8 protein-coding genes and 1 pseudogene are annotated in these 13661 nt (G+C 53.5%); 3 read left to right on the top strand and 6 right to left on the bottom strand.

Annotated features, from left to right (window positions below; translation table 11 throughout):
• Nucleotides 1-86: 86 nt before the first annotated feature.
• Nucleotides 87-2246, bottom strand: a complete 2160-nt coding sequence (locus tag IFT47_RS01475; RefSeq protein WP_104723184.1) for a YecA family protein — start codon at nucleotides 2244-2246, stop codon at nucleotides 87-89.
• Between the two features lie 697 nt (nucleotides 2247-2943).
• On the opposite strand from IFT47_RS01475, the gene IFT47_RS01470 reads away from it, so the two are divergent.
• Together IFT47_RS01470 and IFT47_RS01465 are read left to right on the top strand one after the other, a co-directional pair.
• The gene (locus IFT47_RS01470) at nucleotides 2944-4575 is read left to right on the top strand and encodes a HamA C-terminal domain-containing protein (protein WP_163022604.1); all 1632 of its coding nucleotides are present in this window, start codon (nucleotides 2944-2946) and stop codon (nucleotides 4573-4575) included.
• 97 nt (nucleotides 4576-4672) lie between these two features.
• A complete protein-coding gene (locus IFT47_RS01465) occupies nucleotides 4673-6814 on the top strand; it encodes a DEAD/DEAH box helicase (protein ID WP_104723183.1) in 2142 nt (713 codons plus the stop codon).
• Nucleotides 6815-7609: 795 nt separating this feature from the next.
• On the opposite strand, the gene IFT47_RS01460 is transcribed toward IFT47_RS01465, so the two are convergent.
• The 4 genes and pseudogenes from IFT47_RS01460 to IFT47_RS01445 form a co-directional block, all read right to left on the bottom strand.
• Complete coding sequence (locus IFT47_RS01460) at nucleotides 7610-8764, bottom strand: hypothetical protein (protein WP_158661238.1); 1155 nt, start codon at nucleotides 8762-8764, stop codon at nucleotides 7610-7612.
• Nucleotides 8765-9434: 670 nt separating this feature from the next.
• Entirely contained in the window at nucleotides 9435-10469 is a 1035-nt protein-coding gene (locus IFT47_RS01455) for a serine/threonine-protein kinase (RefSeq protein ID WP_104723180.1), read from the bottom strand.
• Entirely contained in the window at nucleotides 10466-10849 is a 384-nt protein-coding gene (locus IFT47_RS01450; RefSeq protein ID WP_231992853.1) for a hypothetical protein, read from the bottom strand. Before IFT47_RS01450 ends, IFT47_RS01455 begins: the two co-directional genes overlap by 4 nt.
• Nucleotides 10850-11081: 232 nt before the next feature.
• Nucleotides 11082-11198 (bottom strand): annotated as a pseudogene (locus tag IFT47_RS01445) (efflux transporter periplasmic adaptor subunit); the annotation flags it as partial.
• 765 nt (nucleotides 11199-11963) lie between these two features.
• Between IFT47_RS01445 and IFT47_RS01440 the strand changes: the two are divergent.
• Nucleotides 11964-12773 carry an EAL domain-containing protein gene (locus tag IFT47_RS01440; protein WP_192171885.1) on the top strand — a complete coding sequence of 270 codons (810 nt, stop codon included), beginning with the start codon at nucleotides 11964-11966 and terminating at the stop codon, nucleotides 12771-12773.
• A 57-nt stretch (nucleotides 12774-12830) separates the two neighbouring features.
• Here IFT47_RS01440 and IFT47_RS01435 read toward each other — a convergent pair whose 3' ends face one another.
• Nucleotides 12831-13601: an alpha/beta hydrolase gene (locus IFT47_RS01435; RefSeq protein ID WP_192171664.1), complete on the bottom strand. Its 771-nt coding sequence runs from the start codon at nucleotides 13599-13601 to the stop codon at nucleotides 12831-12833.
• Nucleotides 13602-13661 lie beyond the last annotated feature (60 nt).

Here is a 13661-nt window from a genome sequence, read left to right as displayed (position 1 = left end):
GCTGTACACAGGGCGGGCCGTTCTGATGATGGGAGTGCCCACGTTGATCTGCATTCAGACCTCAGCATGACGACGCTACGCGCAGTCTAGAGACAGCAGTTTTTGTACTTAACACCGCTTCCGCAGGGACAGAGTTCGTTGCGCCCGTATTTCCTTGGGATCAACGCGCGCTCCATGGCTTTCATTCCTTGAGCTACTGATGAAGGAGGCTTCATTCCTTGGGTTAGGGTATCCATCGCTAGTGAGCGCTCCCAAGGAAACTCAAGCGTTACGCCGAATTGGAGTTCCCCCTCCAAACCAACCGACACGCCAAACCAACTTGCAGTTCGCTGAACGTACTTTCGCTTGGCGCACTGCACTTCTAGGACTTTAATGGCGTCCTCGCTAGGCTCAGGATTGCAATGCACACAGATCCCGCTCCCTGCGCCCGTCATACCAGCAGTGAAGTCATGCCGCTTCCCATCAAGCTTCGTCTGCTTGATAAGACCATCTATGGCTTTATGAATGGCGCTGCACGTGTCTTCCCCCATCGACAAAAGAGTGAATCCCAGCTCCATTGTTGACGGGACTGGACGGCGCTCGATCTGCTCGATCAGACGCTCGTAGTAGGTTCCATTCATTTTCGTCAACAGTCCCTCCGGAACCCGCTTTCCTGCAAGTCCTTCACGCCTCACGGTCATGGCGACATCAAGGTCAGCTGCGATCGAATCATCCAACATCAACATGCTGAATTCGTCTTGAAGCCACAGATTGGAATGAAGGTGATATGCAAGCGCGACGAGTTCATGACTGATCATTAACTTCTCGATCGCATCGATGCGCATGCGGACGTAGCTGAGGAAACGCAACGGCGTGTCCAGCATTTCAGCGAGGACATCGAGAAAGAATATGTCCATAACAAAGGGAGGGCGGATGATCGCATCAGCCGAATACTTCAGATACTGACTAGCCTGGAAGGCGAGCGCGGGGTAGTGATCCGACACCACGCAGAGCGGATAGATTTCTCTGATGTGTTCCGGTAAATCGACCGTCTGGCCCCGATCATTTTCAAGCCGGCACTTACCTGAAAGAATCGCCGTTGCACATTCGGCCCCCTGGTCGTAGGCTTTCTGAATCGCAGCTGCAAAGTCGGCCTTGATTTGTCCATCGCTGCCCTTGCGGGCGGCCAACGTCAGCTTTTTGGACTTGGCTTGGACGATGATCACCCGGTCGCCGAAAACAACCAGTACATCAGCCTCAGCAACGATCCTTTTCCCCTCGTACAAATTGACGTTGGTGTGGACATTTGCCGTACCGAACACCGCAACTAAACGACGGTAAGAGAATCGCTCAGTGAACGCGCCACGGTTGTCGGACGCCTGCTGCTTGTAAGCCTTGTCTTGGTTCATCCAGAAAAAAGGCGACTCATACAGCGCCTCATAAATTGCGTAGTGAGAAAACAGCAGTACTGAGCCCCTTCCAGTCGGAAGCAGCGGAGTCGCATTCACCTGGTTGAAGTCACCCACCTCTTTGAAGCCGGCATTGTCGCCGCTAAACGAAAAAACGTCGAAGAATGCCTCAACCACTGCGAGATCCTGACTGGCACGCTGAGCAACCTCTGCCGCAGTAAATTCATAAAAACTCACCACCGACTCTAGTGGTATTTCTCCTGCCTTCAAGTCGAGACTCGACCGAGTGTCCTTCGTCGCTCTGTAGTCCATCAAATCACACATAGCTCTCGCCATCCGAAACGCTTGCCCGCTGGAAAAACCTTTCACTCGGATAAGCCAGTCGTCATCGACAGCATGCTTCTCCACAAAGAAATCTCGGTACTGGAAGCTGTAAGCGGACTCGGCGCCATAGAAAATTGGCTCCTTCATCATTTCACCCTGCCAGAAATCGTCCATGCCTTCTGCGTTGCCGACGTGGCTAATCATTTCCCCCATGGCCGCTCCACTCATTGACTGATGAAGCTCCTCCATCAGGCCATCAGTAAGCGTTACATAACTCAAGAGCGTTGCGTTGTCAGGCTCGGTCAAATCAAGGGACTGCCTCATCATCAGCCCCAACAGCATGGTAGTTTCGTTCCGATTAAGACGAGTAGGATCGTACATATGGCTGAGATCGGAAGCTTCATGCTCCCCCTGAAAGGACACCATATTGTCTCGGTAGCAGATCCCGGCAATCGCATGAACGTAACCAGACTGGGCTGTCAGTTCGACAAGCTCTTCAATGACTTCAGCTTCACTTCGATTTGCAGCACGCATCTTGGTACTCCAGCGGGGGTTGCGGGGGAAATCTTGGCAGTTCTGAGCTCTGAAGCGCCTATTCCTTGCAGGCCAGCTATTCAACCGTTTGGGGGGCACCACCGGCTCTGGGCGCAACATTTTCACCATCGAACTCTATGCCACCCTCTCTCGCCATCGCCGGCAACGTCGCGTCATATAGCTCCGGGAGCAGCAGCCGCATGCGCCTGGGCCTGTGAGGGTAGCAGTATTTGAAGGCTTGTTCAGGAGTTCACACACCTGATCTTTGACCGGGAATTCTCCGTCAGAACAGTTGTTCCTTTAGGTGGCAGCATCGTTAGATTCGCGCTTAGATTACACATGGGTATGTTGAGAAGATGCATGGAAGCAGCTTTCGCTATACTGTACATGTATCCAACTAAATCAATAAAACACTAGTGGTTAATGCAGACCTCGATGAGCGGTAGGATGAGGCCGGAATATGTGCATTGGGCAGCGGAACGCCGCACACAGCCACATGCGGAACAGGCATGCAAAGCAAGTTAGCCATTCTCGCCGCCGCCCGCAGAGCGCATCACTGGATAATCTCAATATTGCTAATAGTCGGCCAATTGCCATTAGTGGTAGCGTTGCAGTATTGGCTGGCTCCGTTTGTGTGGCTTTGGTCGGCAAGACGGACGCCCGATTTCTGCAACTCTTCTAGCGATACAGGGATGTCATGGTGCGTATTACTAGCCCCTCCAACGCAGGTGGGCCAGCTGCAAGGCAAGGCTTCAAATACCAAGACCATGTTGCCGTCAGCTATATCTTCAAGATGCTCCGGGATAGCAGCTACCTTCAGGTGGAATGCGAGACAGCCGACGATATAGTCGTGGTATTCCGATGCGATCGGCAGCGCGTCAACGAGTACATTCAGGTCAAGACGACCGAAGGTGATACCAAGTGGAATTGGCTGGAAGTAACCGCGCTGGACGGTAAGAAGGCCGATTCTTCCCTGCTTCACAAGTCACTGAAGTGCGATGTGCGGCCAGGTGCCGCGCGCTTTCGGCTGGTGACAAAGCGGGACGTCGCAAAAATTCTTGAAGGCTTCAAGACAGAGCTGGATAAGCGGGTTTTGCCAGATACCACCACGGCCAGAGGCAATAAACTACTAAAAGAGTTTAAAATGTTCGTCTCTCCCCAAAATCGAAATTTCTCTTATTGGGCGGAAAATTGTGTCTGGCAAGTACATGGCGATGTTGAATCACTGGAAGCTGTCAATATCAAGGCCCTGTCCAGACTGGCAGAGGATTTGGGAAATCGCCCAAACAACACCCAGACGCAGGCAATTTACGACGATTTTCTGGAGATGGCCGACAAGGCTGCCACAGCTAACGTGAAAACAGCCGCAGCTTCCAAGATCATTCACAGGGAGTCAGCGTTGGCTCACTTGAAGCTGTTACTGGATACAGCTGACGACAGATCAACGGCGACCGCTAAACCCTACAAAAAGCGACCAGACCCGTTCTTGGTCGAATTTCACGCGAGCACCGAAGAGGGGCTGCTGCATACCTTTTCTGGGTTTGACGTGAAGTATTCGCTGAATCAATGGCGCCACGATAACTTCGCAAGGCATCTCATTGAATGGCTTCCCGAGTTTTCCCTCAAAGCCAGCGAGATCGTGAACATCCATGCGCACGACGCCGAAGCAATTCTTGCACGGTCGATTAGCGCTTTCAGCGACAGTGAGCTCCCACGCGACAGACTCATCGCGGAACTGATACTTCACGCCATCTTGCGAAGCCGCCAAAATAGCGAACCCGTCGCATGCAAGGTCTTCTACAAATCAGCCGGCAAGCTTTCGGAGTTTGGCAACGCTCATATCGTTCAGAAACCTGGCCAGGATGATCAGCTTTGGCTAGGCCTTGCTCGCCTGATCGAAGCGAATGACATGGATGCGTCGCTGGAGAAAATCTGCGAAGTCCTTGATGCCACGATTTCTGAAGCGGTGCTCTCGGCGGAACGCGAGATAATCATCTCCCTACGAGAACCGTTGCACCATCAGCCGAAAGCAGACGCATTCAACCAAGCCCTGCACCGCAATTCGCCGGTTGACGAAATGCTGAATGTCCTTTGCTTCCCCATCCTGTTGACCTACGACAGCGAAGCCCTCGCATCAGGCTGGCTCGCTGACTACGTCAACCATCTCAAGCTAGAGATCGAAAGCCACTTCAGCACCTTCACCACGCAACTGCCGGAAAATATCAGACAGGTGAAGGTGATGGTCTTCCTGGTGCCAATGGAAAGCATCGAGAAGCTAACCAAGGCCTTTAACGCGCGCTGCAAAAAACTCGAAGAATTGCGGGCCTGAACATCCCGCTTTTTGGTTCGTATGGCGGAAGGTACAGAGGATCTAGGTAACCGGAACAGGTCAGTCTGCGCCGAAGATCTCAAGGAAAGATGCGGTGATGAACTACGAAACGATCAAGAACAAGTTGACGAAGCTCGGAGACGAGGGCGCATCGACGATCGATGTGCTGCTTGCCATCAACACCATCGTCAACAGAAGCAATTCAGACTGGGAAGGCCGCGATTTAGTCATCCGAGCACTCGACAAATTCAAGCTTTTCGACACAGTCGAACAGTCGCTCCTACTCAATATGGTGCGAGCTGTTGGACTATATCCCTACATCACGCCTCACCTCAGCAGTATGGGACTTTCTGACCGCTTGGCATACGAGGCGCATAAGGTTGAAGGCGTAGAAAAAGGCATGGTGTTTCATCACCTACAGGCCCACGTCTTCAGCTTGATTATGCAAGGCCGAAACGTGGTGCTCAGTGCTTCTACAAGCGTGGGAAAAAGCCTGGTCATCGACGCCGTACTGGCGCAGAGACGATTCAAAAAAGTGGTAGTGATCGTTCCGACCATCGCGCTGATCGACGAAACCCGTCGCCGCTTGGTCAAGCGTTTCCAGGACTTCAACCTGATCACGCACCCCAGCCAGGAAGCAGCGCCCGAGACCACCAACGTCTATCTGCTCACCCAAGAACGTGTCATCCAGCGTCCCGACCTGGCGGATGTGGAGTTCTTCGTCCTGGATGAGTTCTACAAAATCGACCTTTCGAATGACTCAGACGAAGGTACCAGAGCCATTGACCTGAGCTTGGCATTTCATAAGCTCGCCAAGACCGGTGCCCAGTTCTATATGCTTGGCCCACACATCCAGAAGATTTCAGGCTTGGAGGGCTACGAGTACCACTTCATCCCCTCGGACTACAGCACTGTCGCGGTCGACATCCAGAATTTCAACCTAGGGATGCGCTCCAAAGAACGAAAGGAAAAGTTGCTGGAACTGATTACCACCCTGGATTCCCCTACCCTGATCTACTGTCAGGCACCGGCCAGTGCAAACAGGGTCGCCGAGTACCTGGTTCAGGAAGCTGGCCTGACCCCTGTGCCGGAAACGCAGGAAATCGCCGCGTGGATTTCGAAGCACTACCACCCTGAGTGGAACGTTGCCAAAGCGATTTCTCTGGGCATTGGGATTCACCATGGTGGAGTGCCACGCGCACTGCAGCAGTACATCGTCAAGCTGTTCAACGAAGGCACCATCAAGCAAATCATCTGTACATCGACAATGATCGAAGGCGTAAACACGTCTGCAGAAAACGTGATTATTTACGATCGCCGACTGAAAACCTCGACGTTCGACTATTTCACCTACAAGAACATTTCCGGTCGCGCTGGCCGCATGAACAAGTACTTTATTGGCAAGGTCTTCATGCTCGAAGCACCTCCGCTTGAGCAAGGCCTTACGGTCGAGTACTCCATCGGCAAACAGGATGAGTCCTCACCAATAGGCCTGCTCATGCAGCTGGAAAACGAGTATCTAACAGACATCTCGCGAGGAAGGCTGCAGGAGGCGTATGCCAATCCTGTGCTATCGCAAACCACCCTGATCGAAAACCGGCATATTCCCATCGAACGCCAAGTGGAGGTTGCGGGCAAAATTATTCGAGACCTTCCGGAGAGCCGCAAACTGCTGGGATGGAAAAGTATTCCTGAGCCGGCTCAGTTAAATTACCTATGCGAGCTGGTCTATAGCTTAGAAGACAACAACCTGATGGACTATCTGATTGCGTCCAGCTCACAGCTGGCTTGGCACATCAATGCCCTGCGAAACCAGAAAAGTCTGCCTCACTACCTGAAAGAAGCAGTCGAAAACCGGCGAGGCGATACCACCGCGAGCGAAGCCATAAACCTTCGCCTGAAGTTCATCCGTAACATGGTCTGCTTCCGGTTGCCTCGGGACATTATGGCCGTGAACAAAATTCAGGCCGACGTGCTGGCTAAACGAGGGATCGAACCCGGCGACTTCAGCTTCTTCGCGGAGCAGTTGGAAAATATGTTCCTCGACCCTCTCCTAACAGCCTTGGATGAATACGGGATCCCCACCCAGATCTCGACACAGATCAAAAACCTGATTTTGCCCTCGGAACACCTGAACGACCTGCTGGAAAAACTCCGAGCACTGGCCCCGCGAGTCCCGCGCCTTCAATTAACCAGCTTTGAAAAGAGCTTGATGAGCTGGGCGGTCGCCGAGATGTAGCGTTTCCCCCCGTGTGCCGCTCTCGTTGGGCGGCTAGAAACTTTCAGGCTTTTGCATTGTGACGGATAACAGTTTTGTGAGGAACTGCAATGCCCAACCCATTGGTAATTAAAGATCAAAGCTTTTCATCCCAGATTGACGCTGAACGCTTCTTCTACGGTCTACGTGACAAGAACCAAAAAAACGGTGGGACATCACAGGCGCTAACGACTTCGAGCTCCTGCAGGACTTGTACGTGCGGTACTGCACCGCGACTCGACCCACTCCAACCCAACTGACACGAAGCGCAAGAGTTCTTCAATACGCATGGGGGCCTTATAAGACCAAATGCATCAAGAAGCTCTTTGATCAGCTCAGCACCTGAGCCAAGAAAACCGGGAAGAGCAGACGGCTGATCTTGCCCCACAAGCTACGCCACCGCGGTGCCTACTCGACCCTCCAAAGCCCTGACTTGGGGAAGTCTCGTCACCCTTTCGAAGTCCTATAGGCACAACCTGAGATGGCCTATAAAAACTACACGCCGATCCCACATTACATCTACCAGTTGCTCGCTGATCGAGATGATCAACGACCTCAACAGCGAATCAGAAAGTTTCAGGATGTACTGATATTGAAGGAAAAATGCTGCTCATAATGCATAATCTACCTGCAGAGTAGGCAGCGCTCATTTAGCGAGAACTGTGGGAAGCTGGGAATATAATACGCCCATCGCCAAAGGTGGGTACTGAAGCCCTCATACCCACCACACCCAGCCAGGGGCTAGGCATCGAGCTCTGTCTGCCCCATTTTCGACTATTACTGATACGCGCTGATGGTTTCGATTTCGCTGACAATTCTTTTGGTCAACGCAGCGATCTGCTTTGGATCAGTGTACGCCAATCCCCAACGCGGTTTTCTGTCTGAAAAGTTGTAGCGCAGGAAGGTCTGGCCTGAAACCTCATGTTGTTCGTCAAACTCATCAGTGATGAAATCAGGCTCCCATTGATAGCCACCCTCAGCGCTCAAGTGCCCGAGCAGGTTTCGGCAATCGATCAAAATTGGTCTGAGATAGGGATATGCCGAAATTCGCGCTTTCTGCCTGGCCAAATTGTTCAGCAGCTTGTAGCCTTCCTCGACCACCACCAAGTCGCGCTTGTCGATTTTGGTGACAGCGTCGCTATAAGTACGAATCGCGCTGTACGTTTCACGAAGCTGATCAACGAATTTCTCAACACCACGAATCAAGTCGATATGTACCAGCGGGTCTTTGCCGACCAAGGCCAACGCCTGAACATCAATCGTCGATAACAAACTCTCGATCGCATGAACAGCCTCCAAGGTAGGAGGGTTTTTTTTCGGGTCTATCGGTTCCTTGAATCGCCGAACCTCATAATCCAGCGCCTGAACATCTAAGCCATCAAGGTGAAAATTTTGCCCCGCAGGAATTGCTACCTGCCATTTCCAGAGCAGAAATGTGCTCAAGCCGAGATAGCTACGAATTTCATCCCAGCCCAAGATATGTAGCTCAGGCAAAGCAACACTCGGCAAGCAAGGGTAAGGAGTCGAGTCATCCCTTTCATTCTGAGCCGCCGCATTTTTTTCTTCGATCCAATTGGATAGCGAAACTTTGACGTCAGGCTGTTTGATCATGAAGAAATAATGCGATACTTCCTTGTCATAATCCTCAAGTTTTCTCAACTCAGCACCAAGCTTGGTGGTGGTTATATCCTCATGCTTTTTGCATTGTGCAACGGCCTGAGTCGCAGGATCTCGAACATCAATGCCGAACTGCTTGTCACCACTCGTGCCATAGGCACTGATCCGGCTGTGAGTTCTATTGAGGATGGGTATTCTTCGAGCTTTGAGCACATATTCGAAAACGTCGACGCAAAGTTTTTCAAAATCCTTCGCGTCCACGGGTGGCTGAAACCGTTTGAGCTTATCCTCTACAGCGGGGGGAAGCCTATTCACTTTCGCTCCTGCATTTTGGAATGTGCCAAACTGAATCGTTCAGTCCAGACCGGTTCTTGTCATCTACAAGCTTAAGCTCTGCCCTCCGATTGGCTAGACCGAGAAGTCTTTATTCGTAGACCACCATGGTTCGCGACGAACATTACAGGGCAAAATCGTTCAATGAATGATGCCACAACGACATCATCGAAAAAAGCCGCCTACTGCGATTAGTGCGTTGCAAGCCCGCTCGAAGCGGTCAGGAAAAAGCGCGTGATAAAACAATATGAAGAAGCTATGACCAGAGCTGCTCACGCGCCTCCACAGGCACGAGAAACTGAAAAATAGCCGAAATCTGATGAGCAGACTGCGCCCTACCCTAATCGACCTCCCCACCCAGGATCGCCTGCGGTGGGCATCAGTCAAGGTCGCGCCCACCGAAACCCCGCACGTGCGAATTGCACACGTTTAAAATACTGGGTGGATACAAGAAGTAGGCCCCGCGCGGGATGCTAGCGCAGGGTCTAAGGGCTATCAGCGGGAGTGATAGATGATCTTCGAATCACCCATCAGGTCTTCGACGTTCACGAGGGGTACGGACGAGCGAACACGACCAGAGCTTGTCTGACTATGTCCTGTGGAAATCTGGGATCTGGTCAGATAACCGTCGCCTGCTTTCCTACCTGTCGGCTTACCAGTCTGATGACATGAGGATTTCATGAATCCGCTCCGGGGTGAGATTGGCTTCGCAAAAACTGGGTTTCCGGCGATAAACGCCAGATGCCGTCTTTTTCTGAGCCGTACACTGTCCATTATCGGCCACCTCTACCAAAAGACCCACGCCATCCGACGAAATACTTTCCCAGCGCTGGATGTTATCGGCGGTGGAAAAGCGCCAATCCAAGCCTACGTCTTCGATGGACGACAGTTCATTCAGTAGATCCATTACTGATTCATACCGCGTCTCAGGGTTGTACCTCAAGCACTTTTTGATGATGGCCTTGAGTTTTTTCGGCACGTGTCGCGGAATTTGCACAAGATCAGGATAGGCCTCCGAGCGCTGCGCCCGCGCGAGTTCAGCACCATTCGCGAAGGCATCGCGCTGCTGCTTCAGGGACTCCAGACCCACCAGTAACCGGTACAAGGTCAGCCCCACCTGATAAATATCTGCGCTGTTGTTGAAGTCGCGGGTAGCCGCGCTTTCGGGCGGCAAGTGGAGGCGGTACGTGGCCTCAGGTGTGGCAAAGCCATCGCCGTCCATGTTCTTCGCAAAGCCAAAATCGGACAGCAACGCTTCGTCGGTGTCAGAGATCAGGATGTTGTCAGGCTTGATGTCAAAATGCAGCAGCCCCTTGGAGTGGATGTTGTTGAGACCACTCAGGAACTGGATGGCATAGCGGATCAGCTGCCGACAGGTCAGTCCTTCTGCTTCCACGACCTGTTGAAGCGATCCCCTGCGATAATACGGCATGGCGATGTAGATGTGCTGAACATCCTTGCAGGCGTACAGCACCTGTACAACGTTGGGGTGCACGCTTTTGTAGAGCAACTGGGCCTCAAGCAGATACCGCTCTTCATTGAAGCCGTCAGTCTTGATCTGCTTAACCACGAGCTCAGCATCGAGGTGTTCGTCATGGACGACGTACACCTCGGAGTTCTCGCCGTTTTCGCCAATGCGCTGCTTTTTCTGGAACGACACCTGAGCTGTTTGATAAGGAATAATCATCGGGTCGCTCCTACGGCTACCAGAATGGCCTCACGAACGGCTGCAGCCTTGCCAGCTGGCCAGCCATTCACGTCATCCAGCTCAGCCTCACACTTTACGATCAAGGCGAACTGAGCTGGAGTAATGCCAAGCCGAGCGCTGATGCTTGGCTTGCGTCCAACGAAGTACTTTTTGATGCTGCTGCTGGCGAAGGACTCCATGAACACGGCTTCCAGATACAGCCGATCGGCGTCCTGATTCTGCGAGTTGCCCTCGGCGACCCGAATGCCAGCGACATCAACCTCGTACTCCCGAAGAATGTCGAGGATGCTGTGGCGCGCGAATTTGAGCTGCTCTGGCTTGTTCAATATCTGCGGGATGATCAAGGATTCGACGTTCAAGATTTGCCTAGCTTCATCGTCGTAGATGACGAAGGTTGCCTTTTTAGGCTCAGCGCGTATTCCGAGTGATCGCATGGCATTCCCTGCGTGCAGTGGTAATCAAGGAGTTGGACGGAGTGCGAACACTAGCATCAGGTCGCCGGCACCCACCATACCTTGCAGCTACTCTCAGCGGTTCTAATGACGTGAGCGCCTGCGAGGTTTAGCGACGACATCACCATTGTCTACAGCAACGCAAACGTAGCGCCTCATCTGGCAACTGATCGAAATCGACATATACCGGATCCAATTGCTGGATCCGCGCCATGAGGGTCGTCTCGATTTGGCCCACCAGCGCCCTGTCAGTCACCTACACCCGCACCAGATTGCAGCAAATAACACGGTAGTGCCCCCAATGCGCAGCGGTTAAACGCGCGAGCGATTCGACGTGCTGCTCAAACTCCTGCTGGCTCACATTGTTGCAGCACCCAAACAAGCCATGCACCCGGCAATGCTGATTACCGGTCAAGCCGCGTAGTGGCAGCTGACGTTCTGTGCCAGCTGAGTATCGTGGCCCACTGTGCGCCACAACGATCCGCTTCCCGATGAGGTTGGCGAAGGAGTAAGCGATGTCTGATATCAAGGGGGTCTGGGACGTCGCGGCTGGAGAGTTTGGTAGAAAACAAAGGTGTCCGGATTTCACATACTCGCTCACATGTGAGTGAGTCTGGAATTAAAGGTGCATCTCCAAGCCGAGGAGATGAGCCAAAGCAAAATCGGCCACCTCAGGATACACACCTACACGCTTTTACGGCATTTGCCTCGTGCGCGCGCCTACACACATACACAGCTCCGTGATCTCCTGTCCTATAAGAGTTCGATTCCCTCTACCCGCTCCATCTCCCCCAGTGTTTCCGGGCTTTTCAGCCGCCCTCCTCGCTCTGAATCAAGCTCGATTCCTGCCTCGTCTTCTAAAAGACCGACTCATACCGCCGCCTTCTCAGGCACCGATTTCGTTACCGTTAATCCCCTGCTGCAAATCCGCATCACAGATTCCGCGCCGACTGCCGATACAGAGAAACCAGTTGCTCAAAATTCATCCATCGAGCGACGAAATCTCAAGGCAGTGACGATCATGCAACATATCCCCTTGGCAACCTTCGAATCCATTGGCTGCGCTGAGTGTCGAAATCTCGAAGGGCTGGGTTTCGACTTCACCATGGCTTTCCAACCTATCTTCAACGTCACCACCGGAGCGCCCTTCGCTTATGAGGCGCTGGTCCGTGGTGTCAACGGCGAGTCCGCCGCGTTCATTCTGGGTCAGGTCAACGACGGCAACCGCTACCGTTTCGATCAGGCGTGCCGGGTCAGGGCCATTGAGCTCGCTACCCAGCTGGGCCTGCCCGCGATTCCAGACTGCAAGCTGAGTATCAATTTCCTGCCCAAAGCGGTGTACCGCGCAGAGACGTGCATTCGGGCAACGCTTGAGGCGTCTCGGACGTTCGATTTTCCGGTGGATCGGCTCATGTTCGAAGTCACCGAAGGTGAGCGTGTAGATGATCCAAATCATCTCAAATCCATTTTCGAAGAGTACGAGCGGCAAGGTTTCACCACCGCTATTGATGACTTCGGATCAGGTTATTCCGGCCTCAACATGCTGGCGATGTTTCAACCACAGGTCCTGAAGATCGATATGGCGCTCACCCGTGACATCGATCAGGACGCCGTGCGTCGGGCGATTGTTGAAGGGATTGTGCTGGTTTCGAAGCGGCTGGGAATCACTGTCGTGGCCGAAGGCATCGAGACCTGCGAAGAGCGCGACGCCCTGCTGGACCTGGGCGTCGAGCTGATGCAGGGCTATCTGTTTGCCAAACCCATGATCGGCCGTCTGCAACCGATGCCGGTGGACCTGATATGCGGCTCGGACGCTGTCGACGTGGCCTGATTCACAAGTGAGCCTTGGACGTTGCAAGGGTTGCAGGCCAGTCGTGGGTGCGATGCGTCAATCCGCCGCGTGGGTCGCTGCCTGTTCGATCAACGCGGCCACTTCCTGCGGACGGGACTGGTACACCGAGTGACTGGCGCCGTTGATCTCGATGGTGTGGCTGTTGGCTCGCTTGGCGTACATGCGCTCAAGGTCCGGGTTGATGATCCGGTCTGCCCCGGCCACTGCGTACCAGCTAGGCTTGGTTTTCCACGCAGGCACGCCAGCGGGTGTGGTAAACACTGACGCCGCGGTCGGCTCCTGGGAAATGGCTTCGAATTCAGCATGAGCCTTGGGCAGGTCAGCCGCGAAGTCCGCCGGATAGAACGCTGGGTCAAGGGAGAGGAAGCCGTCAGCGGTTTTCTTCACCGCTTTGGTGGCATTGGGGTACAGCTTGCCGTTCTGCGCTTCGGTTTCACCCTGATCCAGTGCGTGGGCGGCGATGTACACCAGGCCCACAACATGAGCGTCATTGCCGACATCCGTGATGATCGCGCCACCATAACTGTGACCGACCAGAATCGTCGGGCCATCCTGCTGGTCAACGATGCGCTTGACGGCAGTCACGTCATCGGTGAAGGAAGTCAGTGGGTGTTCAGCGATCGAGACGTTGTACCCGTCCTTGCGCAGGATCTCGTAAACCGGCTTCCAGCCCGACCCGTTCACAAAGGCGCCATGCACCAGCACGATGTTCTTCACCGGGGCAGCCTGAGCCGCACTGGCAACGCCCAGCGCCAAGGCGCCCGCCGTAAAAACGCTTAGCAGCAATGGCGCGTTGATTCTGTTCATGGGGTGCTTCCTCAGTGTGCAGCCATGGTCGGGGCCTCGACCGGGGTAGCTAACGCCTGG

Origin of the sequence: Pseudomonas sp. CFBP 13711, from assembly GCF_014842265.1 — a bacterium.
GTDB lineage: Bacteria > Pseudomonadota > Gammaproteobacteria > Pseudomonadales > Pseudomonadaceae > Aquipseudomonas.
This window is presented reverse-complemented; position numbering and strand designations above follow the sequence as displayed.

What these genes read in the sequence shown, in the direction of transcription:
- IFT47_RS01475 (WP_104723184.1), bottom strand. Translation starts at nt 2,246, where the DNA reads ATGCGTGCTGCAAATCGAAGTGAAGCTGAAGTCATTGAAGAGCTTGTC.
- IFT47_RS01470 (WP_163022604.1), top strand. Translation starts at nt 2,944, where the DNA reads ATGGTGCGTATTACTAGCCCCTCCAACGCAGGTGGGCCAGCTGCAAGG.
- IFT47_RS01465 (WP_104723183.1), top strand. Translation starts at nt 4,673, where the DNA reads ATGAACTACGAAACGATCAAGAACAAGTTGACGAAGCTCGGAGACGAG.
- IFT47_RS01455 (WP_104723180.1), bottom strand. Translation starts at nt 10,469, where the DNA reads ATGATTATTCCTTATCAAACAGCTCAGGTGTCGTTCCAGAAAAAGCAG.
- IFT47_RS01440 (WP_192171885.1), top strand. Translation starts at nt 11,964, where the DNA reads ATGCAACATATCCCCTTGGCAACCTTCGAATCCATTGGCTGCGCTGAG.
- IFT47_RS01435 (WP_192171664.1), bottom strand. Translation starts at nt 13,601, where the DNA reads ATGAACAGAATCAACGCGCCATTGCTGCTAAGCGTTTTTACGGCGGGC.